The sequence below is a fragment of the uncultured Allobosea sp. genome (assembly GCF_945956895.1).
In the GTDB taxonomy this organism is placed as follows: Bacteria; Pseudomonadota; Alphaproteobacteria; order Rhizobiales; family Beijerinckiaceae; genus Allobosea.
In genome coordinates, this window is the sequence record NZ_CAMFJF010000001.1 from 67,390 (window position 1) to 93,740 (window position 26,351).

28 protein-coding genes are annotated in these 26,351 nt (G+C 67.1%); 8 read left to right on the top strand and 20 right to left on the bottom strand.

Translation table 11 applies throughout. The annotated features are described in order from the left end of the window. The first annotated feature begins 14 nt into the window (after nt 1–14). The 3 genes from Q0Q02_RS00325 to Q0Q02_RS00335 all read left to right on the top strand — a co-directional run bounded on the left by Q0Q02_RS00325 (nt 15) and on the right by Q0Q02_RS00335 (nt 1,291). Nucleotides 15–203: a DUF465 domain-containing protein gene (locus Q0Q02_RS00325; RefSeq protein WP_047580742.1), complete on the top strand. Its 189-nt coding sequence runs from the start codon at nt 15–17 to the stop codon at nt 201–203. Nucleotides 204–446: 243 nt separating this feature from the next. After that, nucleotides 447–707: a GlsB/YeaQ/YmgE family stress response membrane protein gene (locus Q0Q02_RS00330; protein WP_293806060.1), complete on the top strand. Its 261-nt coding sequence runs from the start codon at nt 447–449 to the stop codon at nt 705–707. Between the two features lie 77 nt (nt 708–784). Beyond that, nucleotides 785–1,291: a YidB family protein gene (locus Q0Q02_RS00335; protein ID WP_293806061.1), complete on the top strand. Its 507-nt coding sequence runs from the start codon at nt 785–787 to the stop codon at nt 1,289–1,291. Nucleotides 1,292–1,479: 188 nt separating this feature from the next. Here the strand turns inward: Q0Q02_RS00335 and Q0Q02_RS00340 are convergent, their stop codons facing one another. Beyond that, complete coding sequence (locus Q0Q02_RS00340) at nt 1,480–3,108, bottom strand: acyl-CoA synthetase (RefSeq protein ID WP_293806062.1); 1,629 nt, start codon at nt 3,106–3,108, stop codon at nt 1,480–1,482. Nucleotides 3,109–3,293: 185 nt separating this feature from the next. Next, a complete protein-coding gene (locus Q0Q02_RS00345; protein ID WP_293806063.1) occupies nt 3,294–4,058 on the bottom strand; it encodes a sulfite exporter TauE/SafE family protein in 765 nt (254 codons plus the stop codon). 437 nt (nt 4,059–4,495) lie between these two features. On the opposite strand from Q0Q02_RS00345, the gene Q0Q02_RS00350 reads away from it, so the two are divergent. Next, nucleotides 4,496–6,430, top strand: a complete 1,935-nt coding sequence (locus Q0Q02_RS00350; protein ID WP_293806064.1) for a propionyl-CoA synthetase — start codon at nt 4,496–4,498, stop codon at nt 6,428–6,430. A 159-nt stretch (nt 6,431–6,589) separates the two neighbouring features. On the opposite strand, the gene Q0Q02_RS00355 is transcribed toward Q0Q02_RS00350, so the two are convergent. Both Q0Q02_RS00355 and Q0Q02_RS00360 read right to left on the bottom strand, forming a co-directional pair. Continuing rightward, nucleotides 6,590–7,321: a DUF1013 domain-containing protein gene (locus Q0Q02_RS00355; protein WP_293806065.1), complete on the bottom strand. Its 732-nt coding sequence runs from the start codon at nt 7,319–7,321 to the stop codon at nt 6,590–6,592. Nucleotides 7,322–7,621: 300 nt separating this feature from the next. Next, on the bottom strand, nt 7,622–8,620 hold the full coding sequence (locus Q0Q02_RS00360; RefSeq protein ID WP_293806066.1) for an NAD(P)H-quinone oxidoreductase: 999 nt from the start codon (nt 8,618–8,620) through the stop codon (nt 7,622–7,624). Nucleotides 8,621–8,712: 92 nt separating this feature from the next. On the opposite strand from Q0Q02_RS00360, the gene Q0Q02_RS00365 reads away from it, so the two are divergent. After that, the gene (locus Q0Q02_RS00365; RefSeq protein ID WP_293806067.1) at nt 8,713–8,913 is read left to right on the top strand and encodes a DUF1192 domain-containing protein; all 201 of its coding nucleotides are present in this window, start codon (nt 8,713–8,715) and stop codon (nt 8,911–8,913) included. Nucleotides 8,914–9,374: 461 nt separating this feature from the next. Next, nucleotides 9,375–9,905 (top strand): DUF1465 family protein, encoded by a 531-nt coding sequence (locus Q0Q02_RS00370; protein WP_293806068.1) that lies wholly within the window; start codon nt 9,375–9,377, stop codon nt 9,903–9,905. Between the two features lie 43 nt (nt 9,906–9,948). Here Q0Q02_RS00370 and Q0Q02_RS00375 read toward each other — a convergent pair whose 3' ends face one another. Next, nucleotides 9,949–10,140, bottom strand: coding sequence for a hypothetical protein (locus Q0Q02_RS00375; RefSeq protein WP_293806069.1), 192 nt, complete (start codon nt 10,138–10,140; stop codon nt 9,949–9,951). Further along, on the bottom strand, nt 10,140–10,376 hold the full coding sequence (gene rpmE / locus Q0Q02_RS00380) for a 50S ribosomal protein L31 (RefSeq protein WP_199091846.1): 237 nt from the start codon (nt 10,374–10,376) through the stop codon (nt 10,140–10,142). The genes Q0Q02_RS00375 and rpmE overlap by 1 nt, the downstream gene beginning before the upstream one ends. Before the next feature lie 268 nt (nt 10,377–10,644). Here rpmE and Q0Q02_RS00385 point away from each other — a divergent pair, with 268 nt between their 5' ends. Next, nucleotides 10,645–12,423, top strand: coding sequence for an ABC transporter transmembrane domain-containing protein (locus tag Q0Q02_RS00385; protein ID WP_293806070.1), 1,779 nt, complete (start codon nt 10,645–10,647; stop codon nt 12,421–12,423). A gap of 7 nt (nt 12,424–12,430) precedes the next feature. On the opposite strand, the gene Q0Q02_RS00390 is transcribed toward Q0Q02_RS00385, so the two are convergent. The 14 genes from Q0Q02_RS00390 to tkt form a co-directional block, all read right to left on the bottom strand. Next, nucleotides 12,431–12,742, bottom strand: coding sequence for a c-type cytochrome (locus Q0Q02_RS00390; RefSeq protein ID WP_293806071.1), 312 nt, complete (start codon nt 12,740–12,742; stop codon nt 12,431–12,433). Nucleotides 12,743–12,746: 4 nt separating this feature from the next. Further along, nucleotides 12,747–13,766 carry a peptidoglycan -binding protein gene (locus Q0Q02_RS00395; protein ID WP_293806072.1) on the bottom strand — a complete coding sequence of 340 codons (1,020 nt, stop codon included), beginning with the start codon at nt 13,764–13,766 and terminating at the stop codon, nt 12,747–12,749. A gap of 29 nt (nt 13,767–13,795) precedes the next feature. Continuing rightward, nucleotides 13,796–14,806: a flagellar motor protein MotA gene (locus Q0Q02_RS00400; protein ID WP_293806073.1), complete on the bottom strand. Its 1,011-nt coding sequence runs from the start codon at nt 14,804–14,806 to the stop codon at nt 13,796–13,798. A 98-nt stretch (nt 14,807–14,904) separates the two neighbouring features. Then, a complete protein-coding gene (locus tag Q0Q02_RS00405; protein ID WP_293806074.1) occupies nt 14,905–15,696 on the bottom strand; it encodes an inositol monophosphatase family protein in 792 nt (263 codons plus the stop codon). A gap of 93 nt (nt 15,697–15,789) precedes the next feature. After that, a complete protein-coding gene (locus tag Q0Q02_RS00410) occupies nt 15,790–16,707 on the bottom strand; it encodes a tetratricopeptide repeat protein (RefSeq protein ID WP_293806075.1) in 918 nt (305 codons plus the stop codon). Next, complete coding sequence (locus Q0Q02_RS00415; protein ID WP_293806076.1) at nt 16,704–17,357, bottom strand: thiamine phosphate synthase; 654 nt, start codon at nt 17,355–17,357, stop codon at nt 16,704–16,706. Before Q0Q02_RS00415 ends, Q0Q02_RS00410 begins: the two co-directional genes overlap by 4 nt. Beyond that, nucleotides 17,354–18,508: a benzoate/H(+) symporter BenE family transporter gene (locus tag Q0Q02_RS00420; RefSeq protein ID WP_293806077.1), complete on the bottom strand. Its 1,155-nt coding sequence runs from the start codon at nt 18,506–18,508 to the stop codon at nt 17,354–17,356. Before Q0Q02_RS00420 ends, Q0Q02_RS00415 begins: the two co-directional genes overlap by 4 nt. A gap of 162 nt (nt 18,509–18,670) precedes the next feature. Then, entirely contained in the window at nt 18,671–19,753 is a 1,083-nt protein-coding gene (gene fba, locus Q0Q02_RS00425; protein ID WP_293801089.1) for a class II fructose-bisphosphate aldolase, read from the bottom strand. Nucleotides 19,754–19,844: 91 nt separating this feature from the next. Continuing rightward, entirely contained in the window at nt 19,845–20,102 is a 258-nt protein-coding gene (locus Q0Q02_RS00430) for a hypothetical protein (RefSeq protein WP_293806078.1), read from the bottom strand. Between the two features lie 55 nt (nt 20,103–20,157). Continuing rightward, nucleotides 20,158–21,351 (bottom strand): phosphoglycerate kinase, encoded by a 1,194-nt coding sequence (gene pgk / locus Q0Q02_RS00435; protein WP_293806079.1) that lies wholly within the window; start codon nt 21,349–21,351, stop codon nt 20,158–20,160. Between the two features lie 9 nt (nt 21,352–21,360). Further along, entirely contained in the window at nt 21,361–21,936 is a 576-nt protein-coding gene (locus Q0Q02_RS00440; protein ID WP_293806080.1) for a putative glycolipid-binding domain-containing protein, read from the bottom strand. Continuing rightward, on the bottom strand, nt 21,933–22,382 hold the full coding sequence (locus tag Q0Q02_RS00445) for a hypothetical protein (protein ID WP_293806081.1): 450 nt from the start codon (nt 22,380–22,382) through the stop codon (nt 21,933–21,935). The genes Q0Q02_RS00440 and Q0Q02_RS00445 overlap by 4 nt, the downstream gene beginning before the upstream one ends. Nucleotides 22,383–22,483: 101 nt before the next feature. Next, the gene (gene gap, locus Q0Q02_RS00450; protein WP_293806082.1) at nt 22,484–23,494 is read right to left on the bottom strand and encodes a type I glyceraldehyde-3-phosphate dehydrogenase; all 1,011 of its coding nucleotides are present in this window, start codon (nt 23,492–23,494) and stop codon (nt 22,484–22,486) included. 186 nt (nt 23,495–23,680) lie between these two features. Then, nucleotides 23,681–25,678, bottom strand: a complete 1,998-nt coding sequence (gene tkt, locus Q0Q02_RS00455; protein WP_293806083.1) for a transketolase — start codon at nt 25,676–25,678, stop codon at nt 23,681–23,683. Between the two features lie 347 nt (nt 25,679–26,025). Here tkt and Q0Q02_RS00460 point away from each other — a divergent pair, with 347 nt between their 5' ends. Next, nucleotides 26,026–26,337, top strand: coding sequence for a DUF4164 family protein (locus Q0Q02_RS00460; protein ID WP_367275003.1), 312 nt, complete (start codon nt 26,026–26,028; stop codon nt 26,335–26,337). Nucleotides 26,338–26,351: the final 14 nt, after the last annotated feature.

A 26,351-nucleotide genomic window follows, 5' to 3' on the forward strand; every position in this document is an offset into this window, starting at 1 on the left:
TCAGGAGGATCCAGATGTCGTTGCAGACCCGTCTTGCGGAACTCGAGCGCAAGCACCGTCAGCTTGAGGATGCCATCGCCCAGGCGGTGGCGAGCCCGTCTTCGAGCGACCTCAGCCTCGCGGAGCTGAAGCGGAAGAAGTTGCAACTGAAGGATGAGATCGAACGCGTACGGATGACCATGCCGGAGCGAACCTTGCATTGAGCCTGCGGGCCTTAGCGGCCTGTCGAATGCCATGACGATGCGGATGAACCGGCCCGAGAGGGCCGGTTTTTCGTTGGCGACCGGCCACAACGAGTGTCGTCAACGGAATGACACAATGGGCCTCGATGTTGCATCGGCATTCTCCGAAAACCGCATTCCGCCTTTCGGGCCGATGCAAGCTGACGGGAACTTCTGTCGCGATGGCCGGTTGAGGCCGGGCGTGCATCGCGAGGGAAAGCAGCCATGGGCATCGTCTGGACCATCATCATCGGTTTCATCGCCGGCGTCGTCGCCAAGTTCATCATGCCGGGTTCCAACGAGCCCGCCGGCTTCGTGTTGACGACGATCCTCGGCATCATCGGGGCCTTCGTCGCGACCTATCTCGGCCAGTCGCTCGGCTGGTACGCGCCGGGCCAGGGCGCCGGGCTGATCGGCGCGGTTGTCGGCGCCATTGTCGTGCTGGTCGTCTGGGGCGCGATCAACGGCCGCAACCGCGCGGTCTGAGCCCTGAGCTTTCCCGCACCGGTCCGAACTCATCTCGTGTCTCGGGCCGGTATTTCTTCCCAGATGGAGTGACTGCCGTGAGTGACGACAATAGCAGCAGCGGCTTTCCGTCCCTGACCGCCCTTCTCGGGCTCGTCGCGGTCGCAGGCTATCAGAACCGCGACAAGATTGCGGAATGGCTCGGCGGGCATAGCCAGCCTCAGCCCGGGCAGGTGCCTGCTCCGCAACCGGGCCAGGCGGGCGCTGCGCCGCAGGGCGACGGCGGTGGGCTTCTCGGCGGCCTTGGCGGGCTGCTCGGTGCCGGCGGCATCGGCAGCGTGCTGAATGGCGGGCTCGGCGAACTCTCCGACCGCTTCAGGCAGGCGGGCCAGGGCGACAAGGTCGATTCCTGGGTGCAGAACGGCCCCAACCAGAACGTCGCGCCCGATGACCTCGAACAGGCGCTCGGCCCGCAGGTCATCGACGCGATTGCCCGCCGCACCGGCCTGTCGCGGGACGAATTGCTGGACCGGCTGTCGCAGGTTCTGCCGGAAGCCGTCGACCGCTTCACGCCGAACGGGCGGATCGATCGCGCCGGGGCGTGAGGTCAAAACCAGCGGTGTCATTCCGGGGCGGGCCGCAGGCCCGAGCCCGGAATCCAGAACCGATGCCGTTGCTCCTTTGATCGCTGGCCTAACTGCGCCCTCGTGGGTGCGGTATCGGTTCTGGATTCCGGGCTCTTCGCGATGCGAAGCCCCGGAATGACGGCTTATTGGCCTTCCAGACCGGCGCGCTACAGCGCCCGTGCCATCTCGCGCAGGCGGAATTTCTGGATCTTGCCGGTCGAGGTCTTCGGCACCTCGGCGAAGACGATGGTGCGCGGGCATTTGAACGAGGCGAGATGCTCGCGGCACCAGGCGATGATCTCGGCCTCGGTCGCGGTCTTGCCCGGCTTCAGTTCGATGAAGGCGCAAGGGCTCTCGCCCCATTTCTCGTCGGGGCGGGCGACGACGGCAGCGGCCTGCACGGCCGGATGCTTGTAGAGCGCATCCTCGACCTCGATCGAGGAGATGTTCTCGCCGCCGGAGATGATGATGTCCTTCGAGCGGTCCTTGAGCTGGATATAGCCGTCCGGGTAGCGCACGCCGAGATCGCCGGTATGGAACCAGCCGCCGGCGAAGGCGGCCTCGGTCGATTTCCGGTTGCCGAGATAGCCCTTCATCACGACATTGCCGCGCATCATCACCTCGCCGAGCGTCTGGCCGTCGCGCGGGACGGGCTGCATCGTTTCGGGATCGAGCACGTCGAGGCCTTCCAGCGCGGGATAGCGCACGCCCTGGCGGGCCTTCTTGGCGGCCTGCTCGGCCGGGGAGAGGGTGTTCCAGTCGTCGTTCCAGTCATTGACGACGGAGGGACCATAGCACTCGGTCAGCCCATAGAGATGCGTCACCTCGAAACCGGCCTGCTTCATGCCGGCGAGCACCGCCTCGGGCGGTGGTGCAGCGGCGGTGAAGAAGGAGACCGTCTGCGGGAAATCACGGCGCTCGTCAGGCGTGGCGTTGAGCAGCGTCGACATCACGATCGGCGCGCCGCAGAGATGGGTCACGCCATGGTCGGCGAGAGCGTCGTACATCGCCTTGGCGCGGACCTGTCGCAGGCAGACATGGGTGCCGGCGACGATCGAGATCGTCCAGGGGAAGCACCAGCCGTTGCAGTGGAACATCGGCAGCGTCCAGAGATAGACCGGATGCCGGCCCATATTGCCGGTGATGACGTTGGACGTCGCCAGCAGGTTCGCGCCGCGGTGGTGATAGACCACGCCCTTGGGGTCGCCGGTGGTGCCGGAGGTGTAATTGAGCGCGATGGCGTCCCATTCGTCCGCTGGCATCAGCCAGTCGAAATCGGGATCGCCCGAGGCGACGAAATCTTCGTATTCGACGCTGCCCAGCCGCTCGCCGGGGCCGTCATAGACGGGGTCGTCATAGTCGATGACGATCGGTTTTGCCTTGCAGAGCGCGAGCGCTTCCTTGATCGTCTTGGAGAACTCGCGGTCGGTGATCAGCACTTTCGCGCCGCCATGGTCGAGGGAGAAGGCGATGATCGCCGCGTCGAGCCTGGTGTTCAGCGTGTTGAGCACGGCGCCGGTCATCGGCACCCCGTAATGGCATTCGAGCATCGCCGGCGTGTTCGGCAGCATCGCGGCGACCGTATCGTTCTTGCCGATGCCGTGCTTCGCCAGCGCCGAGGCGAGGCGCCGCGAGCGGGCATAGAACTCGGCATAGGAGCGGTGCAGCGGGCCGTGGATGATCGCCGTGCGGTCAGGGAAGACCGAGGCCGCGCGCTCCAGGAAGGCGAGCGGCGTCAGCGGCTGGTAGTTCGCCGGATTGCGGTCGAGATCGGTATCGTAAGCCGAACGGGTCATCGGGAGCCTTCCTCGCAAGCTCGCAAAGCCTTAGCGGCTGGCGCGCTCCCGCGTAATCCATCCCTTTTTCCGATGCGGCGCAATCGCGCGCTGCTTTGGAGTCGTTTCGATCCGACCGAGCCACTTGGCCGTCATTGCGAGGAGCGAAGCAATGACGGGGCAGGCTGCAACCGCGCTGGAAGGCATCACCCCAGAAGATGCAGGTCGCGCACGCCGTCGAAGACGAGCTTGGCACCGACCAGCAGCAGGAGCCAGTAGACGATGCCGTAGAAGCGTTCGGCAGGAACCCTCCGGACCAGCCAGACGCCGGCGAAGGTCGCGGCGATCGCGAAAGGCAGCAGCGCGGCGGAGGCCAGCAGGTTCTGGCCGTTGAGCTGGCCGAGCGCGAGATAGGGGATGAGCTTCACCAGATTCATCGCGGCGAAGAAGATCGCGCCGGTGCCGACGAAGATCGCGGGCTTCAGCCTCTGCGGCATGACATAGATCTGGAAGGGTGGGCCGCCGGCATGGGCGACCATGCTGGTGAAGCCGCAGAGGAAACCCCAGAGGCTGCCGGCGCTCCAGTTCGCCTGGGTGGCCGCGGCAGGCTTCCTGCCGTCGCTCAGCATCCGGCGCAAAGCGAAGCCGACCGAGATCAGTCCTACCGCGAGCACGACGGCGGCGTCCGAGACCTTGGCCGCCAGCAGATAGCCGACGAGGATGCCGAGCAGGGCGCCGGGCGCCAGCGTCGCCAGGTTGCGGCGGTCGAAATCGCGGCGGTAGGACCAGACCGAGACGACATCCTGCGCGATCAGCAGCGGTAGCATGATCGCGGCCGCGGTCACCGGCGAGACGACGAGCGCCATCAAGGGCAGGGAGAGCAGGCCGAGCCCGGAAAAGCCGCCCTTGGCCAGGCCGGTCATGACGACGGCCGGGACCATGGCGGCGAAGAAGAGCAGGTCGAATGGCATGTGGTACTGCGTCGCAGGGCCGGGAAATGCAGGGCGGGATCGGCGAAAGTCTTAAGGCGGCGCGCTTGCGCTGGGCGCGGGGAAGAGCGCAGGGTTCGCGCAAAATCAGCCCCGCCATCGCCGGCTCGCTACGGGGCTTTAGGCTTAGAGTCTCTAACAAAACCCGAAGGGGTCTCGATGGGCTTTGGAGGGACGCATGCCAGGAGGAGCGCGCAGCCGATATCCCTAGATATCGGCAAGTCGGTCCGACGCCGCAGGCGGCCCTCCAAAGCCCACCTTCGGCGCCGGGAATTCGACCGCCCGCGGCGTCGCGGCGCTTGCCGATACCGTTGGTATCGGCTTCGCTCCGCTCCTGGCGGAGCGGACGAATTGCCGACGTCGAGACCCCTTCGGGTTTTGTTAGAGACTCTTAAACCCGGCACAGAGGAACGCTTACGATGAATGGCCCCCATGCGGCGCCCGCCCGCCCGGCGCAAGGCTATGCCGAAACCTATGCAAGCTGGCGGGCCGATCCGGATGCCTATTGGCTGGAGATCGCAAAAGGCATCGACTGGATCAAGCCGCCCGAGAAGGCTTTCGATCCGACTGCCGGCATCTATGGCCGTTGGTTCCCGGATGCGACCTGCAACACCTGCTTCAACGCGCTCGACCGGCATGTTCGTGACGGGCGTGGGCAACAGGTCGCGCTGATCCATGACAGCCCGGTTACAGGGACGAAGACGAGCTACACCTACGCGCAGATGCTGGAGGAGGTGGCGACGCTCGCCGCCGTGCTCGAGGATCTCGGCGTCGGCAAGGGCGACCGCGTCATCATCTACATGCCGATGGTGCCGGAAGCGGCCTTCGCCATGCTCGCCTGCGCCCGGATCGGCGCCGTGCATTCGGTGGTGTTCGGCGGCTTCGCGGCCAAGGAACTGGCGACGCGCATCGACGATGCCGAGCCCAAGGTCATCCTGACCGCGACCTGCGGCATCGAGCCGACGCGGGTGGTCGAGTACAAGCCCTTGCTCGACGGCGCGATCGAGATGGCCCGGCACAAGCCGCAGACCTGCGTCGTGCTGCAACGCCCGCAGGCCGACGCCTCGATGCATGTGACCCGCGACAAGAACTGGCGCACGCTGGTGGCTGCCGCCAAGGCTGCGGGGCGCAAGGCGCAGTGCGTCGAGGTCGCGGCGACCGACCCGCTCTACATCCTCTACACCTCCGGCACGACGGGGCGGCCGAAGGGCGTGGTGCGCGACAATGGCGGGCACATGGTCGTGCTCAAGGCGACGATGGACCAGCTCTTCGATGTCGGGCCGGGCGAGGTGATGTTCTGCGCCTCCGATGTCGGCTGGGTCGTCGGCCATGGCTATATCGTCTATGCGCCGCTGATCCAGGGCGCGACCAGCGTGCTCTACGAGGGCAAGCCGGTCGGTACGCCCGATCCCGGCGCCTTCTGGCGGGTGATCGCCGAGCATGGCGCCAAGGTGCTGTTCACGGCGCCGACCGCCTTCCGCGCCATCCGCAAGGAGGATCCCGAGGGCAAATACCTCGCCGGGCACGACCTCTCGAGCTTCAGGGCACTGTTCCTCGCCGGCGAGCGGGCTGATCCCGAGACGCTGAAATGGGCCGAGGAGATGCTCAAGGTGCCGGTGATCGACCATTGGTGGCAGACCGAGAGCGGCTCGCCGATCGTCGGCGATCCCCTGGGGCTGGGCCTCCTGCCGGTGAAGCATGGTTCGCCGACGGTGCCGTTGCCGGGCTGGGATGTGCAGTGCCTGGACGAAGGCGGGCGGCGGGTCGAGGCCGGCAAGATGGGCGCGATCGTGCTGAAGCTGCCATTGCCGCCCGGCGCATTGCCGACGCTCTGGAACGACGATGCGCGCTTCAGGGAGGCGTATCTCGCGACCTATCCGGGCTATTACAACACTTCGGATGCCGGCTTCATCGATGAGGACGGCTATGTCTTCATCATGGGCCGCACCGACGACATCATCAATGTCGCAGGCCATCGCCTCTCGACCGGCGGCATGGAAGAGGTGCTGGCGGCGCATCCGGCGGTGGCGGAATGCGCGGTCGTCGGCATTCGTGATGCGCTCAAGGGCGAGCAACCCTGTGGCTTCGTCGTGCTCAAGGCCGGCGCGACCGTGACGCCCGAGCAGGTCGAGAAGGAACTCGTCGCGCTGGTGCGCGAGCGCATCGGGCCGGTCGCGGCGTTCAAGCTGGCCTTGACGGTCAACCGATTGCCGAAGACGCGCTCCGGCAAGATTCTGCGGGCAACGATGAAGAAGATCGCCGATGGCGAGGATTACGCCGTGCCGGCGACGATCGAGGATATCGCGGTGCTCGGCGAGATCGGCACGGCGCTGAAGGGCAGGGGGATCGGGTAGGCGATATCGCCTCCCGTCACTCCCGCGAGGTCATCCCGGGCGGAGCGAAGGGCAGACCAGGGATCCATTCCAGAACGGTTCAGGCATGGATCCCGGATCGGCGCGGCTGACGCCGCTTGTCCGGGATGACGGCGTTGTGGGGATAGAGGCTAGAGAGCCTCAGCCCTCGTCGTCCTCGTCTTCGGCCGGGCGCTTGAGCTGCTTCAGCTTGGCGAAGACGGATTCGACGTCGATCGCGGCTTCCTCCTCGCGCTTCGGCCGGCTCATGTCGGCGAAGGGCTGGCTCTCATTGCGCGCGGGCTCCGGAGCGGTCGCCTCTTCCACCGTGAGCAGGGTCGAGCCGGCCTCGGCCAGCGCGGCCGGGCGGTCCTTGGCGGCGCGGCCGACTTCGAAATCGAGATCGATCTGCGAGCACAGGCCGAGGCTGACCGGGTCGATCGGGGTCAGCGACTGGGCGTTCCAGTGGGTGCGGTCGCGGATCTGCGCGATGGTCGACTTGGTCGTGCCGATCAGGCGGATGATCTGCGCGTCCTTGAGCTCGGGATGGTTGCGCAGCAGCCAGAGGATGGCGTTCGGACGGTCCTGGCGCTTCGAGACCGGGGTGTAGCGCGGGCCCTTGGTGCGCTTGATCTCCGGCACCTTCACTTTGCGCTCGGCGAGCTTGAGGTGATGGTTCGGGTTCTTGGCGGCGCGCTCCAGCTCCTCGCGGGTGAGCTGGCCGGAGGTGATCGGGTCGAGGCCCTTGATGCCGGCGGCGACTTCGCCGTCCGCGATGCCGCGCACCTCGAGCGGGTGGAGCTTGCAGAACTCGGCGATCTGCTCGAAGGTCAGCGAGGTGTTCTCGACCAGCCAGACCGCGGTGGCCTTGGGCATCAGCGGGGTTTGTGACACGGGACGGTCTCCTCTTCGCCTTCGCGCCGCCATTTGGAGGGGCTCGTAAAGGCAGGGTCGCGGACAATAGCTCTCATGCGCCGACCGGCCTCCCCGGCCGGCCATCCAAATCATCGACGATGAGCAGGATGGCGCGCCTTATAGGCGAGGGCGGGGCAAGTGTCCATGAAAAGCGTGTGATTGCGGTGGCGTAGATCGTCATTGCGAGCGCAGCGAAGCAATCCAGGGGACCGGGCTGAACCGGTCCACCCGGCGGCCCCTGGATTGCTTCGTCGCTTCGCTCCTCGCAATGACAGCCCCTCACACCGTCAGCACGATCTTGCCGATATGGGCGCTCGACTCCATCAGTCGGTGCGCCTCCGCCGCCTGCGCCAGCGGGAAGGTCGAGTGGACCAGCGGCTTGCAGCGCCCGGCCTCGAGCAGCGGCCAGACCTTGGCATGTAGCTCCGCGGCGATCGCGGCCTTCTCGGGCACGGTGCGCGGGCGCAGCGTCGAGCCGGTATGGGTCAGGCGCTTCAGCATCAGGCGGCTGAAATTGACGGTGGCCTTCGGCCCGTTGAGGAAGGCGATCTGGACGATGCGGCCCTGATCGGCGGCCAGTTCGTAATTGCGGTCGATATAGTCGCCGCCGACCATGTCGAGGATCAGGTCGGTGCCGCGCCCGCCGGTCATGGCCTTCGCTGCGGCGACGAAATCCTCGGTCCGGTAGTTGATGGCGTGGTCGGCGCCGAGCTCGCGGCAGGCGGCGCATTTGTCGTCGGAGCCGGCTGTCGCGATGACGGTCGCGCCAAAAGCCTTGGCGAGCTGGATCGCGGTGGTGCCGATGCCCGACGAGCCGCCATGGACGAGGAAGCTCTCGCCGGCTTGCAGGCGGCCGCGCTGGAAAACGTTGGTCCAGACGGTGAAGAAGGTCTCGGGGATCGCGCCGGCTTCGGTGAGCGTCAGGCCCTTGGGCGCAGGCAGGGCGTTGCTCTCGTCGACCACGGCATATTCAGCATAGCCGCCGCCGGCAACGAGGGCGCAGACGGTCACGCCGACCGGAAAGCGGCGGGCGCCTTCGCCCTGTGCCACCACCGTTCCGGCGAATTCGAGGCCGGGGATGTCGGAGGCGCCGGGCGGCGGGTTGTAGCCGCCCTGGCGCTGCAGGACATCCGGGCGGTTGACGCCGGCAGCAGCGATGGCGACGAGGATCTGGCCGGGGCCGGGCTTCGGCACCGGGCGCGTTTCCGGCTGCAGCACTTCGGGGCCGCCGGGTGCCGCCATGCCGATCGCCGTCATCGTCTCGGGAATGCTCGTCATGGCGGAGTGTCCTTTCGTGGTGCGTCGCAGCGTGACTGCGATGCAAAGTCAGCTAGCTTGCCGCGCGCAGTTTGAGCAGATGCGAGGCCGCCATGTCGATATTCCCGGAGGATGATCGCCCCAAGCCGAAGAGCGTGCATGAGATCGGGCAGGACCTGTCGATGCTGTCGCTGGCGGAGATCGACGAGCGCATCGCCGCGCTCAAGGACGAGATCGATCGGCTGATCGAGACGCGGGCGCGCAAGGACGCCTCGCGCTCCGCGGCGGACGCGTTCTTCCGGAAGCCCGCCTGAAAAAGGGTCAAAAAGAAACGCCCGTTAAGGGCGCGTTAATGATTCCAAAGTATGAATGGCATCATCCAGTTTGTCTGGATGTCGAGTGGCTCCTGCCCACTCTGTTTGACGCCTCCCTGTTGACCTTCGAGCCGCCCTTGGCGGCTCTTTTTTTGTGTGCGCGTTCCCCTCGCATCGGACCGAAAAGTGAAAACCACTTTTCGGATCATTCCGATGCGATACCCTTAAGGCAGATCATCGTTATCGCGTCCGATCGGACGCGCGATGATCTGGCGTCCGACAGGTCGCGATGTCCCTGTGGAACCGCCTGCCTTGTTGTCGCCACAGCGGTTTAGCCTCGTTAAGGTTAACGACGCCTTACCTGCGCCGGACATCGTGATCGGCGTTATCCTTGCGACGTCGGCTATCATATCCGTGACGCGTTCCAGAGGCGCACGGGTTTGTGCCGATGGGAGACATCAATGAACGACGCCCAGTTGCTCGAGCCGCAGACGGAAGAGGGCGCGATTTCCTTCGCACGGGGTTTCGTGCGCTCCGAAGCCTTCATGCTGCTGTTTCGCGAGGGGATGGGACTGGTCGAGGACACCGCCGGCTATCTCGATGGGGACGGGCGCAAGGACGCGGCTGCCCTGCCGCGCGAGGCCTCGCTGACCTATGCCACCGAAAGCATGCGCCTGACGACGCGATTGATGCAGATCGCTTCCTGGCTCCTGGTGCAGCGGGCGGTGGCGGAAGGCGAACTCACCGCCGAACAGGCCCGCACCGAGCACAACAAGGTCAAGATCAGCGATCCGATTGCGCCGCCGGCCGTGCATGTCGTGGCGCGACTGCCGGAGCGGCTGCGCGATCTGATGGCGCATGCGTTCAGGCTGCAGGAGCGCATCCGCCATCTCGAGGGCCAGATGTCCGGCGCAACGACCATCTGCGAGAGCGTGAATCCCGTGCTGAATCAGCTTGCGAGCCTGGAGGCGCGGCTGGGGTTCGGGCGCTGATTTTCTGTCGAACCACACCGTCATTCCAGGCTTGACCCGGAAATCATCGTAGAGCGCGGAGCCCTTCGATGGATTCCGGATCGGCGCCGCTTCGCGGCTTGTCCGGAATGACGACGGAGGTTTTTGCGGGAGCGCTGCGAGCGATGGGCATGGTGAGTGCCAAAACGAAAAACCCGGCCGCGAGGCCGGGTTTTTGTCTGAGATCAATGACGGCGGCGCCGGAGCGCCGCAGCATCACTTCTTGCCGATGGCGCCGATGCCGCTGAAGCGCGAGTTGAAGCGCGAGACGCGACCACCGCGGTCCAGCATATGCTGCGTGCCGCCGGTCCAGGCCGGGTGGGTCTTGGGGTCGATGTCAAGGTTGAGCGTGTCGCCTTCCTTGCCGTAGGTCGAACGGGTGGCATATTCGGTGCCATCGGTCATGACGACCTTGATGGTGTGATAATCGGGGTGGATGCCGGCCTTGGCCATGACGAAGTCCTCGGAGCTACAAAAACGGGCGCATCGACAAGCAGGCGAGCCTGCCCGGCCCGTCGAAAGAATTCGGATGAGCCTGTCGTGAAGTCGCGTGCACATATCGCAGCCAGCGCCTCAGCGCAAGCACAACGCGTTCCCGGAGAGCTCCCCTGCGGCGTTGCGTCGTTTGCCAAGCCCCTCCCGATGGGGTTCACGGAAGCGAGATCGAGATTGGTTGAAAGCGCGCGCGCGGCGCGGGCGCGAGATGCAGGAGTCCCAGTGCGTGGCCGAAGCTCAGAATAACGACAGGAAGCCCCGGCCCGATTTCCGCTCGCTTGCGACCTTCTGGCCTTACGCCCGGGCGCAGAAGCGCCGGATCACGCTCGCGCTCGTCGCCCTGGTCGTCGCCTCGCTGGCGACGCTGGCGCTGCCGCTGGCGGTCCGCCGCGTCATCGACGTCGGCTTCGCGGGTGGCGAGCGACAACTCGCCAACAGCTATTTCATCCTGCTGATCGGCGTGGTCGGCGTGCTGGCGCTGGCAAGCTCGGCGCGCTTCTATCTGGTGATGACGGTGGGCGAGCGCATCGTCGCGTCGCTGCGCGCCGACGTCTTCCGCCACCTGACGCGGCTGGAGCCGGCCTTCTTCGATTCGAGCCGCGCCGGCGATCTCGTCTCGCGACTCACCGCCGACACCACGCAGATCAAGTCGACCTTCGCCTCGACCGCCTCGATCGCGTTGCGCAATGCCATTATGGCGCTGGGCGCGCTCGGGATGATGGTGGCAACGAGCCCGCGGCTTTCCGCGATCGTCATCGGCGTCATCCCGCTGATCGTGGTTCCGCTCGTCCTGTCCGGCCGCTCGGTCAGGCGGCGCTCGCGGGCGGCGCAGGACCGGCTCGCCGACGCCTCCGCCTTCGCGGCCGAGGCAGTCGGCGCGATCCGCACGATGCAATCCTTCGGCGCCGCGCGCCAGACCTCGGCGCGGTTCGAGGCGGCCTCCGATGACGCTTACGGTGCCTCGCGGGAGGCGACGGCCTCGCGCGCGCTGCTCTCCGGCGTCGCGATCTTCCTGGTCAGTGCCAGCGTGGTCTGCGTGCTCTGGGTTGGAGCGACCGAGGTCTTCGACGGGCGGATGAGCGGCGGGCGGCTCTCGCAGTTCATTCTCTATGCGGTGCTGGCGGCGAGCTCGCTCGGCCAGCTCTCCGAGGTCTATGGCGATATCAGCGCCGCCGCCGGCGCCTCCAGCCGGCTCGGCGAGATCCTGGCGCTGAAGCCGGCCATCGCCGCGCCGCCGCATCCCAAGCCGATGCCGAAGCCTTCGCTCGGCGAACTGGCCTTCGAGAACGTCTCGTTCAGCTATCCCGGCCGCGTGGGACCTGCGCTGTCGGATCTCAGCTTCTCGGTCCGGCCGGGCGAACGGATCGCGCTGGTAGGACCTTCCGGCGCCGGCAAGAGCACGGTGCTGCAACTGGCATTGCGCTTCTACGATCCGCAGGACGGGCGCGTCGTCGTCGACGGCGTCGCGGGACCGGAGGCCGATCCGGAGGTCTGGCGCGAGCGTTTCGCGCTGGTACCGCAGGAGCCGACGGTGTTCGGCGTCTCGGTGCGTGACAACATCGCTTATGGCCGTCCCGGAGCCTCACAGGAAGAGGTCGAAGAGGCAGCCCGGCTCGCGGCGGCCGACGAGTTCATCCGCGCCCTGCCTGACGGCTATGAGACGGTGGTGGGCGAACGCGGCGTGACGTTGTCGGGCGGGCAGCGCCAGCGCCTCGCCATCGCGCGGGCGATCCTCAAGGACGCGCCGATCCTGCTGCTCGACGAAGCCACCTCGGCGCTCGATTCCGAAAGCGAGCGGGCGGTGCAGGATGCGCTCGACCACCTGATGCTGGGCCGCACCACATTGGTGGTGGCGCATCGCCTCGCGACCATCCTTTCGGCCGACCGCATCCTCGTGATGGAGGACGGGCGGATCGTCGAGGAGGGCAGCCATGTCGAGCTCAAGGCGCGCGGCGGGCTTTATGCGCGGCTCGCGGCGCTCCAGTTCGGGCTGGAAGCGGCTTAGGGACGCCTCACCGCGGCGGCAGCGCCGCGTAATAGGCCGAAAGCGCTGCGATCTCGGCAACCGACATCGAGCGCGCCATGTAGCGCATTTCCTTGTGGGCGCGCTTGCCGGCGCGGAAAGCCATCATCTGGTTGTAGAGATAGCGCTCGTTCTGGCCGGCCAGGTGGGGCACCTCGCTGTCGCGGGCGATGCCGTCGAGCCCATGGCAGGCGGCGCATTCCTCGATCGAGGACGTCCGCGGCTCCGCTTGTAGCGGCAATGTCTGCAGGGCCAGCAAGGCCATGGCAAAGGAGATGAGCGTCCGACCGAGCCGCGGCATCGCCTCAGCGCTCCGTGATCTTGAATTCGATGCGACGGTTGCGGCGATGGGCCTCGTCGGTATTGGCGACGTCGAGGGGCTGGTATTCGCCGAAGCCGGTGGCGGCGACGCGGTCGGTCGGCAGGCCGCGCGAGATCAGGTACTCGACGACCGCGATGGCCCGGGCCGAGGAGAGATACCAGTTCGAGGGGAACTGGGCCGACCGGATCGGCCGGTTGTCGGTATGCCCGTCGACGCGCAGGATCCAGGGCAGGTCGGGCGGCATCTCGTTGCCGAGATCGAGCAGGATCGCGGCGAGCTTGTCGAGTTCGCCCTTGCCCTCGGGCTTCAGCACGGCCTGGCCGGCATCGAAGAAGACCTCGGACTGGAAGACGAAGCGGTCGCCGACGACGCGGATATCCGGCCGCGTGCCGAGCACCTGTCGCAGGCGCCCGAAGAAGTCCGAGCGGTAGCGCGCCAGTTCCTGCACGCGCTGGGCCAGCGCGACGTTGAGTCGCGAGCCGAGCTCGGAGATGCGGGCCTGCGAATCCTTGTCCTTGGCCTCGGAGGCGACCAGAGCTTCCTCCAGCGCCGCGAGCTGGCGGCGCATGGCCTGGATCTGCTGGTTGACGAGATCGATCGTCGCCTGGGCGCGGGCGGAAAGCTGCTTCTCGGCGTCGAGCGCCTTCTGCGACTCGGCGAGCTGGGCATTGGCGTTGCTGCCGGCTTGCGTGTCGATCAGGCCTTGCAGGCGGGTGCGCTCGCCTTGCGTCTGGGCGAGCGTCGACTGCATGAGCTGGAGGTTCTCCTGCGCCTGCCGGTTGGATGAGCGCTCCAGTGCGAGCAGATCGGTGAGTTCCGAGATCTGCTTGTTCAGACGCTCCAGCGCGGTGTCCTTGCCGGTCAGTTCCTGCGAGAGGAAGAACTGGCCGAGCACGAAGACGGTGAGCAGGAAGACGATGCCGATCAGCATCGTCGAGAGAGCGTCGACGAAGCCGGGCCAGAAATTCGGTTCCTCGCGGCGATGGGCGCGGGAGAGGGCCATCGGTCAGGTTCCTGTTGTGCCTGAAGGCATCATGGCTCGGTGACCTGGTCGGCGGTGAGGCGGTCGATCAGGCGCTTCAGGTCCTTCTCGCGTGCGGCCTGCGCCTCGACCCAGTCGCGGATCATCTGCTGCTCGGAGCGCATGTGCTGGACGAGGCCCTGGATGCCCTCGGCCAGATTGGAGAGGGCCTGGGTCGCGGCGCGGTTGTTGGAGGCGCCATCGGCCATGGCGGCGCTGAGCTGCTCGAAGCGGTCTGCGAGCGGATTGCCGGCGCCAAGCAGGGCGGCGGGAGCCTCGGGGGTGCCGGTGCGGCTGCCGAGCCAGTTCTCGACTTCGTTGCGGAAGCGGCGCTGTGCCTGCCCGACCTGGAGGTCGAGGAAGCCGAGGATCAGCGAGCCGGCGATGCCGAAGAGCGAGGATGAGAAGGACAGGCCCATGCCGGCGAGCGGCGCGGAGAGGCCGGCCTTGAGCTCGTCGAAGAGCACGCCGGCCTCGGCGCCGGTGCGCAGCGACTTGATGACCGTGCCGACCGAGCCGACCGTGTCGAGCAGGCCCCAGAAGGTGCCGAGCAGGCCGAGAAAGACGAGCAGGCCGCTGAGATAGCGCAGCACCTCGCGCCCGTCATCCAGCCTGACGGCGATCGATTCGAGCGTCGAGGCGGCTTGCGCCGGGGCGAGCGTGCCCTGTTCCAGCGCGGGTAGCACGGAGCCCAGAGGGGCGATGACCTGACCGCGGCGGACGTCCGCCGATGCCGGACTGGCTGCGAGGCTGGTGGCGGCGCGCGCCTCGCTATGGAGGCGCCAGAGCTCGCGCAGCGCGATCAGGCAGCCGACGAAGAGCGCGCCGACAATGAGGCCGTTCAGACCGGGATTGGTCATGAAGGCCTGGCGCAGCCCATCCTGCAGGATGAAGCCGAGGAAGCCGATCAGGGCAAGGAAGACGACCGCGCGGACGACGTAGCGAAGCGGCCTGGAGAAGCGGACCTGCGGCCGCACGGTTGCGGCCGTTGCCGGCTCGGCCGCGAAATCCTCAATCGCCATGCGTCGTCTTCCGTTCGCCTCGGAGTGCGGGGAGGACTGTCGCCTCCCACGCCGCCGGGATCAAGCACGAAAGAGCAACAGTTTAGTGGCTGTCGGTCTCAGGCCGTCGCGGTTTTCAGCGCGGCGCTCAGCGCGCGCTCGCCGGCCTCGTTGCCGCAGATGATGTCCTTCGCGCTGGTCATCGGCTTGCCGTCGAGCGTGCCGAATGTGCCGCCAGCCTCGCGGATCAGCACGGCGCCGGCCGCGAAATCCCAGGTGTTGAGGCCGCGTTCCCAATAGGCGTCCATGCGGCCGGCGGCGACATAGGCGATGTCGAGCGCGGCCGAGCCCATGCGGCGGACATTGGCGAAGCGCGGCATCACGGCCGCAAGCTCGCGCAGGAACTGGCCGTGGCCGCCCTTGCCGATATGCGGGATGCCGGTGCCGATCAGCATGTCGGCCGGCTCGTTGCGGCCGGAGACGCGCAGGCGGCGGTTGTTGACGAAGGCGCCCTTGCCCTTCTCGGCCATGAACATCTCGTCCTTGGCGGCGTCGTAGATCACGCCGGCGATGAACTGGTTGTCGCGCTCCAGGGCGACCGAGATGTTCCAGTGCGGGATGCCGCGCAGGAAGTTGTGGGTGCCGTCGAGCGGGTCGATATGCCAGCGGTTGCTCTCGTCGGTGCCGTGGACGACGCCGCTCTCTTCCATGACAAAACCGTAGCCGGGGCGGGCCTTCTCGAGCGCCTCGCGCAGGATCTCCTCGGCCTTGTGATCGGCCTTGGAGACGAAGTCGCCCGGGCCCTTGGCGAGCACCTGCAGGTTCTCGACCTCGCCGAAATCGCGCTTCAGCGAGCGGGACGCCTTCATCACGGCGTCGGTCATCACGGTCATGAGGGGAGAGCGGATCATCGGAAACCTCTTGCGCGCCAGAGCGGCGCGATGAGCCAGCGGCGCAAGCCTTGCGCCCGGCAGGAATTTAATGAGCCGTCACTTGCGCGGGTCTTAGGGCGCCGTCAAGACGGCGGTGCTGATCCGGCCGCCGGCTATGCGGGCGGCGCGGGCCTGCTGCTCGGGCTTGAGACGGTCAAACAGCTCGTCCAGAGCCGGGTCCTTGAGCCCTTGCGCGCGGGCGGCGAGATGCCAGGCGGCTGCCTCGATCGTGTCCGGCGCGATGCCAAGGCCGAACTGGTAGAGCTTGGCGAGGCGATTCTGGGCGATCGGGTTGCCCTGCCAGGCGGCGCGCAGGAACAGGTTGGCGGCCGCCGTCTCGTCCTTCTCCACGCCGGTGCCGTTGAACAGCATGATCGCGTATTCGACCTCGCCCGGGACATTTCCGGCCACGGAGGCCTGCTTCATCCAGCGCGCTGCGACCTCTTCACTTGCCGGCATGCCGCGTCCCTGCTTCGCCAGAATGCCCAACGCATACATGGCGTCGCCGACCTGGGCCTTCGCCGCGATCTCCAGGCAGGCGACAGCGCGTTTGTCGTCGGCCTCGCGGTTCGTTGCGAGCAGGGCGATGGCGAGATTGTAGTTCGCGGCGGGGTGCCCGGCGGCGGCCGCCTTCTCCAGCAAGGCGCCAGCGCGGGCCGGATCGCGCTGGCCGCTCTTCTCGTCGAGAAGCTGCGTCGCCAGCGCGAAGGTGGCATTGATGTCGCCGCGCTCATTGGCGCGTTCGTACCATTCCGTGGCGGCCTTCTGATCGGGCGCGATGCCGAGGCCCTGGCGATAAAGCTCGCCGACAAGGGTCATCGCGGCGGCATCGTTGCTGTCGGCCTCGATGCGCTTCAGCGCTTCCGCTTGTGCCAGCCGATAGTGCCCGGTCTGATAGGCGCTATAGGCGACATCCGGCGCGGGCGCCGCCTCGGCTGCGCCCGCGAGCAGGGCGCCGGCGACGAGAACGAACCCGGCAAGGCGCTTCATCGCGCCGCCTTCCGCGCCGCGCAGGCGGCCGTCGCCGCATTGGCCTGTTCGACGAGGGCGCGGATATCCTGCCCTTCCTCGAAGGCCCAGGCGCCGAGCGCGACGAATTCCGCGCCGGTCTCGACCAGCGCCGGGATGGATTCGGCATCGGGCGCATAGGCGACGCAGGGCGTCTCGAAGATCTCGGCCCACCAGCCGGCGCGCTCGACGACGGCGGCCAGGGGCGGCAGCGAGCCGTCCGGGCGCGGCTCGCCGAACATCACGTAGTCGACGCCGGCCTCGCCGGCATCCATCGCGTCATGGCGGGCGCGCAAGGCCCCGATGCCGATGATGCGCTCGCCCTTGAGGCTGGAACGGGCCTCGGCGACTGCGGCCGGGCCGCCGGTGAGATGGACGCCGTCGGCGCCGCCGCGCGCGGCGACGAGCGCCGTGTCCTCGACGACGAGCGCGACATTGTTGGCCTGGACCGGGCCGGCGAGGCGCTTGACGCGCTCGATCCGGCTGCGGTCGTCGCCGGGCGCGAGGCGTAGCAGGATGGCGGCGACATCGCCTCCGGCCATGGCCTGCATCAGGCGAAAGGCCATCGCCTCCGCGTCGGCGACGGGAGGGGTGACGAGCATCAGGCGAGTGGAGAAAGGTTGTGTGGTCATGATCGGCTGCGCAAACGGCCCGCAGCGAAGTCCAATGTCAAGACCGCAAGCCCGGCAACGAGACTCCAGAAGGCCGAGCCGATGCCGAAAAGCGAGAGGCTGGACGCCGCGATGGCGAAGGTGACGACTGCGGCGAAGCGCTCCTTGTCGGAAGACATCGCCTGGGCGAGCGCGCCGGTGAGCGAGCCGACGAGGCCCAAGCCCGCTACGGCCACGATCAGGGCCTTGGGCAAGGCCAGCAGCAGCGCGATCAGCAGCCCGGTGCAGGCGGCGACGACGAAATAGGCCAGGCCGTAGAGCACGCCCGCCTTCCAACGCTGCTTCGGGTCGGGATGGGTGTCGCCACCGGTGCAGATCGACGCCGATATCGCGGCCATGTTGGTCATATGCGCGCCGAAGGGGGCGGTCAGGAGTGAGGTCAGGCCCGTAACGAACAGCGAGGGCGCGGTCGGCGGATTATAGCCGGCGGCGCGCAGCACGGCGAAACCCGGCAGGTTCTGGGCAGCCATGGTGACGAGATAGAGCGGGACGCCGATACCGAGCATGGCGGGAATATCGAAGCGCGGCGTGACGAATTCGAGGCCGCTCAGCGTCATTGCGCCGGCAGGCCAATGGGCGAGCCCGCCGAGGAAGCTGATCGCGATGCCGGCGATGAGCGCCGCGATGACGCCGAGAAAGGGATTGAGCAATCGCGCCACGAGGAAGACGGCGAGCAGCGGCAGGACAAGGCCGGGCGAGAGCCGCATCTCGTCGAAGACCGCGACGACGAAGCGGAAAATGACGCCGGCGAGCATCGCCGCCGCGACCGGCATCGGGATGCGCTCGATCAGCTTGCCGAGGGGACGGAAGGCGGCGGTCAGCATGATCAGCATGGCCGCAGCCAGGAAGGCGCCGACGGCGGATGCCATGTCGAAGCCGGTCACGGCCGCGATCAGCGCCGCGCCCGGTGTCGACCAGGCGCAGATCATCGGCATGCGATAGCGCCAGGACAGCCAGAGGCTGGATGCGCCGGTGGCGAGGCATAGCGCCGCGATCCAGGAAATGGTCTGGCCGGGCGTGGCGCCCAAGGCCTGCGCCGCCTGCAGGATGACGGCGACGGAAGCGGTGAAGCCGACGAAGACCGCGACCAGAGCGGAGAAGACGATCGACATAGCGTGGCTGGCTCAGGCGGCGGGGCAGATTGTTGAATCAGAAATCGCGGCCTGCGGAAAGAGCGCCGCATACATGCCGGCTGCAACCGGAGCGATGCGCTGGCCGAATGAAAAACGCCCGGCACGGGGCCGGGCGTCTGGAATTCAAGCCGATCCTGACGATCAGGCCGCCTTCTTGCCGCCGAAGGTCGGGTCGAGCTCGCCCTTGGCGTAGCGCTTGGCCATCTCGGCCAGCGTGATGACGCGCTTGATCTTCGAGGCCTGGCCGGCGGTGTTGAACTCCTCAAGGCGCTGCTTGCAGAGCTTGGTCATCGCCTCCATGGCGGGCTTCAGGTACTTGCGCGGATCGAACTCGCCGGGGTTCTCGGACAGGATCTTGCGGATCTGGCCGGTCATCGCCATGCGGTTGTCGGTGTCGATGTTGATCTTGCGCACGCCGTGCTTGATGCCGCGCTGGATCTCCTCGACCGGCACGCCCCAGGTCTGGGGCATCTTACCGCCATACTGGTTGATGACATCCTGAAGGTCCTGCGGAACGCTGGACGAGCCGTGCATGACGAGATGGGTGTTCGGCAGCAGCTTGTGGATCGCCTCGATGACATGCATCGCCAGGATCGCGCCGTCGGGCTTGCGGGTGAACTTGTAGGCGCCGTGCGAGGTGCCCATGGCGATGGCGAGCGCATCGACCTTGGTCTCGGCGACGAACTTCACCGCCTCATCCGGGTTGGTCAGGAGCTGGTCGTGGGAGAGCTTGCCCTCGAAGCCGTGGCCGTCCTCCTTCTCGCCCTCGCCGGACTCGAGCGAGCCGAGCACGCCGAGTTCGCCCTCGACCGAGATGCCGCCGAGATGGGCCATGTCGGTGACGGTCTTGGTCACGCCGACATTGTAGTCCCAGTCGCCGGGGGTCTTGCCGTCGGCCTTGAGCGAGCCGTCCATCATCACGGAGGTGAAGCCGGCCTGGATCGCGGTCATGCAGGTCGCCGGCTCGTTGCCGTGGTCGAGATGCACGCAGACCGGGATATGCGGGTAGATCTCGGTGACCGCGTCCATCATGTGCTTGAGCATGATGTCGTTGGCGTAGGACCGGGCGCCGCGCGAGGCCTGGATGATGACGGGCGCGTCGGTCGCGTCGGCCGCCGCCATGATCGCCAACGCCTGCTCCATGTTGTTGATGTTGAAGGCGGGCACGCCGTAGTCGTTCTCGGCGGCATGATCGAGCAACTGGCGAAGCGTGATACGGGCCACGATGGCACTCCCCTTTGGAAAAACAGACTGGAGCCGGGTTTAGCGGCGAAAAGCGACGAAGGTAAAGCGAAAGCGGAATTCGCGCTTAAGATCAGCGTCCGCGCGCTTCGAGAGCGGCGACGCGCTCCTCGATCGCGGCGAGTTCCTCGGCGAAATTGCCGGTGACCGATTTCGCCATGACGAGCAGGCCGGCGGTGTCACGGCGCTGCTTGCGGACGAGGTCGCCCATAGTGTCGAAGCGCTGCTCCAGATGCTCGAAGCGCGTATTCACCTCTGCCCTGAACGAAGACAGGTCCGCCTGAATCTTCTTCAGGATCTCGAACATTGCGCTCTGCACATTCTCGCTCATCAAGAGAACATAGCATAAACATGAACTGCCGCAAGGGCAGCTCATGTCGGTTGGATCAGCGCTTCCGCAGCGCCTCGACGCCGGGCAGGGCCTTGCCTTCCATCCATTCGAGGAAGGCGCCGCCTGCCGTCGAGACATAGGACAGGTCGTCCGCGACGCCGGCATGGTTCATGGCCGCGACGGTGTCGCCACCGCCGGCGACCGCGACGAGCCCACCGGCCTTGACGCGCTTGGCCGCAGCCTTGGCGACGGCGACCGTCGCGGTATCGAAGGGCGGCAGCTCGAAGGCGCCGAAGGGACCGTTCCAGACCAGCGTCCTGACCTTCTCAAGATGCAGCACGACTTCAGCGATCGAGAGCGGGCCGGCGTCGAGGATCATCTCGTCGGCTTCGACCTCGCCGACCGGCACGACGCGGTAGCTGGGATGGGCCTTGAATTCGCGGGCGACCAGCGCGTCGATCGGCAGCAGGATCTCGCAGCCGGCCGCCTTGGCCTTCTCCTCGATCTCGCGGGCGGTGCCGACGAGGTCATGCTCGCAGAGCGACTTGCCGACATCGACGCCGCGCGCGGCGAGGAAGGTATTGGCCATGCCGCCGCCGATGGCGAGCACGTCGACCTTCCTGACGAGATTGCCGAGCAGGTCGAGCTTAGTCGAGACCTTGGCGCCGCCGACGATCGCCATGACCGGGCGGGCGGGATTGTCGAGGCCGGCGGACAGGGCTTCGAGTTCCGCCTGCATGGTGCGCCCGGCATAGGCCGGCAGGACATGGGCGAGGCCTTCGGTCGAGGCATGCGCCCGGTGGGCGGCCGAGAAAGCGTCGTTGACATAGAGATCGCCATTGGCGGCGAGCGCCCTGACGAACTCGGGATCGTTCTTCTCGTCGCCGGCGTGGAAGCGGGTGTTCTCCAGCAGCAGCACGTCGCCGTTCTTCGCAGCCGTCAGGGCTTTGGCGACATCGTCGCCGATGCAGTCGTCGACGAAGGTGACGGGGCGGCCGAGCGCCTGCGTCAGCGCGGGCACGACCTGCCGCAGGCTGTTCTTGTCGTCGCGGCCCTTCGGGCGGCCGAAATGGGCGAGCAGGACGACCTTGCCGCCCTTGTCGGCGATCTCGCGGATCGTCGGCAGGATGCGGTCGATGCGGGTGGTGTCGCTGACCTTGCCATCCTCCATGGGAACGTTGAGGTCGACACGGACAAGCACGCGCTTAGCCGAGAGATCGGCGTCATCGAGGGTGCGGAAGGCGGTCATCGGGCTCTCTTATCGGATGCGTTCGAACAGGCTGGGATAATCGACGACGAGGCCGTCCTCGTCGACAGGCAATTCGGCTTCGAAGCTGCCATCGGCTGCCTGGTAGCGGAACAGGCGTGGCGCGAGGCAAGTATAGACCTGCCGGTCGAGGCGCGGCACGAAATCGTCGAAGGGGATGTAGAGCATCGCGAACTCGCGGCTCTGGCCGATCTCCCAAGGCTCCCGCCGGATCGGCAGGGTGTTGGTGAAGGGCGAGCCCTGCAGGTCGATGTCGATGCAGTCGTCGAAACCGGCGAGGTGCTCACCGAAGACGTCGCGCCAGACGCCATCGCGCCTTTCCAGGAAGACGCGCCGGCCGTCGGTCGCGGCGATAGTGACGGCGGTCACGGTAAAGTCCTGGCCGCAGTCGATGGCGTAGGACACGCCGTAGGGCTCGCCACCGCCGCGCTCGCCGATGACCACAGCTTCGGCGTGGAGGCCGTCAGGCGCGCTGCGCAGCGTGAAATGCTCCAGTCCGACACCCTCGACCGGCCGCCAGCGCAGGCTGCGCGGCACGGCAAGGAGGGCGACGTCCCGAAAGCTCATCGCGGCAGCAGGCCTCCGAACAGGCCGGGCACGCCGAATTTCAGCACGAGGATGGTGAGGATCACGGTCAGCACGGCCGTGACGATCGCGGTCATGAACAGCGTGCCGGCGCGCGGGGTCGCATCGACGCGGTTACGCAGGGCGGTGATCTCGCCGCGGATCGAAGCGAAATCCATGGTTCCGGCGGCGGCATCGACCTTATGGGCGCTGCGCTCCAGCGAGGCTTCCGCGCGGGTCAGCACGGCCTCGTAGCGGGCGAATTTCTCCTCGATGCGCGCCGCCTTCTCCTCGATGCGGGAGAGCTGGTCGAGCTTGCGCGGCTCGGTGACGGGCGCTGCGGTCTCGGCGGGCGTCGTCGCCACGAGGGTCGGGCCGGATGCGGGGGGCGCCATGACGGGCGGCTCGGTATTCGCCGGGGTCACGACAGTCGGCTCGATCTTGGCCATAGGCGCTCCGTAGCTGGGACGTATCGGGCGAAGCCGCGCCTTGGCAGCGCGGCCTCGCATTCAGGTGTCATGCCCTCAGAGAAGGGCAGAAAGGTGATGGATCAGAGCAGGGCGCCCATGGCGACGGCGGTGTCGCTCATGCGGTTCGAGAAGCCCCACTCGTTGTCGTACCAGGACAGCACGCGCACGAACTTGTCGTCCATGACCTTGGTCTGGTCGAGGGCGAAGGTCGAGGATGCCTGATCGTGGTTGAAGTCGATCGAGACGTTCGGCTGGTCGGTGACGGCGAGGATGCCCTTGAGCGGGCCGCGCTTCGACGCCTTGATGATGGCCTCGTTGACCTTCTCGACCGTGGTCTTGCGCTTCGAGATGAACTTGAAGTCGACGACCGAGACGTTCGGGGTGGGGACGCGGATCGAGGTGCCGTCGAGACGGCCCTTCAGGTCCGGGATGACGAGGCCGATCGCCTTGGCGGCGCCGGTCGAGGTCGGGATCATCGACATCGCCGCGGCGCGACCGCGGTAGAGATCCTTGTGCATCGTATCCAGCGTCGGCTGGTCGCCGGTATAGGCATGGATCGTGGTCATGAAGCCCTTGTCGATGCCGACGGCGTCATGGAGCACGCGCACGACCGGCGCGAGGCAGTTCGTGGTGCAGGAGGCGTTCGAGACGACGACGTGATCCTTGGTCAGCTCGTGATGGTTGACACCATAGACGACCGTGAAGTCGGCGCCGTCGCAGGGAGCCGAGACCAGCACGCGCTTGGCGCCGGCCGCGAGATGGGCGGCGGCCTTGTCGCGGGTGGTGAAGATGCCGGTGCACTCGAAGGCGATGTCGACGCCGAGCGCCTTGTGCGGCAGGTCCTTGGGGTCGCGGATCGCGGTGACCTTGATCGGGCCGCGGCCGACATCGATCGTGTCGCCGGAGACGGTCACCGTGCCGGGGAAGCGGCCATGGACGGAGTCGAAGCGGAAGAGATGGGCATTGGTCTCGACCGGGCCGAGATCGTTGATCGCCACGACCTCGATGTCCTTGCGCTTCGACTCGATGATCGCGCGCAGAACGTTGCGCCCGATGCGGCCGAAGCCGTTGATCGCCACCTTGACCGTCATGTCTTCCTCTCCTTCGCCGAGCGTCCGGCGTAAGCCGTCGCTATCCACGCGGGCAATTCGGCCAAAGCATGGCCGAACGCAAGATAAAAACCGTCATTGCGAGGAGCGAAGCGACGAAGCAATCCAGGGGGGATCTAGAGCGCTGCCGCCCCTGGATTGCTTCGCTCCGCTCGCAATGACGGGTTGTCAGCCGTTGTGCTGCTTCATCGCGGCGTCGGCGATCGCCTCCGCCGTGATGCCGAAATGCTTGTAGACCTCCTTGTAGGGGGCGCTGGCGCCGAAGGAGTTCATGCCGATGAAGGTGCCGTCATGGCCGATCACGGCATCCCAGCCGAAGCGCACGCCGGCCTCGACAGCGATCTTGACCGGAGCCGAGCCGATGATCGCGGCCTGAGTGGCCTCGTCCTGCTGCAGCAGAAGCTCGAGCGAGGGCACCGAGACGACGCGGGCGCGGATGCCCTTATCGGCCAGCAGCTTGCGAGCGGTGACGGCGAGTTCGACCTCGGAGCCCGATGCGAAGAGCGAGACCTGGGCCTTGCCGCCCTCGGCCGCCAGCAACTCATAGGCGCCGGTGGTCGAGCGGTTCTTGGCCGAAGCGTCGGTGCGCAGCTGCGGCAGGTTCTGGCGCGAGAGCGCCAGCACCGTCGGGCCGTCGGTGCGTTCCAGCGCCGCCTGCCAGGCTTCCGCGGTCTCGATCGTGTCGGCCGGGCGGAAGACGCGCATGTTCGGCATAGCGCGCAGCGAAGCGATCTGTTCGATCGGCTGGTGGGTCGGGCCGTCCTCGCCGAGGCCGATCGAGTCATGGGTCATGACATAGACGACCGGCAGGCCCATCAGGGCGGCGAGACGCATCGAGGGGCGGGCATAGTCGGCGAAGACCAGGAAGGTGCCGCCGCCGGTGCGGAAGCCGCCATGCAGCGTGATGCCGTTCATCGCGGCGGCCATGCCGTGCTCGCGGATGCCGTAGCGGACATAGCGGCCCTTCGGGGTCTTCGGGGTGAAGTCCTCGGCGGCCTTGGTGCGGGTGTTGTTCGACGGGGTCAGGTCGGCCGAGCCCATCACCAGCTCCGGCATGATCGGGGTGATGGCTTCGAGCGCCAGCTCCGAGGCCTTGCGGGTGGCCACAGCCTGCGGCGCTGCGATCAGCGCCTTCTTGTGGGCGAGGATGACCTTGTCGAGTTTCGCAGGAACCGTGTGGGCGAGGCGACGGTCGAACTCGCCGCGCTTGCGCTCGGAGAGGGTGGCGAAGCGCTCATTCCAGTCTTTGTGGGCGGTGTTGCCTGCAGTGCCGAAGCCGCGCCACGCCTTGAGCACGTCGGCCGCGACCTCGAAGGCGCCGCCGGTGATGCCGAGCGCCTTCTTGGCGGCGGCGAGTTCCTCGGCGCCGAGCGGCTCGCCATGGGCCTTGGAGGTGCCGGCCTTCTTCGGCGCGCCGAAGCCGATCACGGTCTTGCAGGCGATCATGGTCGGCTTGTTCGACTTTTGGGCGCGGCGGATCGCGGCCTCGATCGCCTCGGGATCATGGCCGTCGACGCGCTCCGAGCGCCAGCCGCAGGCCTTGAAGCGCGCGACCTGGTCGACATTGTCGGTGATGGTCAGCGGACCGTCGATCGAGATGCCGTTATCGTCCCAGAGCACGATCAGCTTGTTGAGTTTCTGATGGCCGGCCAGCGCGATCGCCTCCTGGCTGATGCCCTCCATCAGGTCGCCGTCGGAGGCGAGCACATAGGTGTGGTGGTCGACGACCTTTTTGCCGAACTCGGCGGCGAGCATGCGCTCGGCCATCGCCATGCCGACGGCGGTGGCGAGGCCCTGGCCGAGCGGGCCGGTGGTGGTCTCGACGCCGGCGGTCTCGAAGTTCTCGGGATGGCCCGGAGTCCGGGAGCCGAGCTGGCGGAACTTCTCGAGGTCGGCGAGCTCCATGCCCGGCGTGCCGGTGAGGTAGAGCAGGGCGTAGAGCAGCATCGAGCCGTGGCCAGCGGAGAGCACGAAGCGGTCGCGGTCCGGCCAGCGCGGATCGGCGGCGTCATACTTCATCACACGGGTGAACAGCACCGTCGCGACGTCGGCGGCGCCCATCGGCAGGCCGGGATGGCCGGACTTGGCCTTCTCGACGCCGTCCATCGCCAGGCCGCGGATGGCATTGGCGAGCTTGTCGTGCTGGGCGCGATCGATGGTGGTCATGATGATCTCACAGGGCTCCGTCGGACGGGCGGGAGGGCCGGACCGGCCTGCGCGACAGCGGGCCGGCGAAAGGGGGAAGGCGGTCTTGCAGCCGCTTTCGGCAGGCTGGGAAAGGACGGGGTGGATTAGGCCCGGCCCTCCCTGCGAGTCAATTCGCGAAACCCTGCTTTTGGGGTCGCAGGCACTGCTTTCGCTCGGTTTTCCGCAGATGCCGTCTCAGCCGTGCCGGCCAAGACGTTGTGGAGACGCGCTTCCGGGCTGCGAGATCGATTCCTGTTTTCCGGCGCTTTGCTGTAAATTGAGGCACGAATCGTGTGAGCCGGCTTCGATCTGAAAGGAGAGCGACGGTGGCGAGCCTGATGCTGGACAATGCGCTGGCGCGCCTCGATACGGCGCTGGGGCAGCTGGAGGCGGCGGCGCGGCGGCGGGTCGAGGCTGAGCGTGGACGTGGCAATCTCGAAACCGAACTCGCCCTGATGCAGGACGACCGGGCGCGGCTGGCGGCCGAGCTCGACGGCGCGATGTCGCGTCTGGGCCAAGTCGAGACGGCGGCTGCCGATGTCGATCAGCGGCTGGAGCGGGCGATGAATGTCGTCGGTGCGGTGATCGCGCGGGTGGAGGCGCAGCAGCCGGCGGAGCCCGATAGTCCAGCTCTTTGATTTCGCATCGGCTT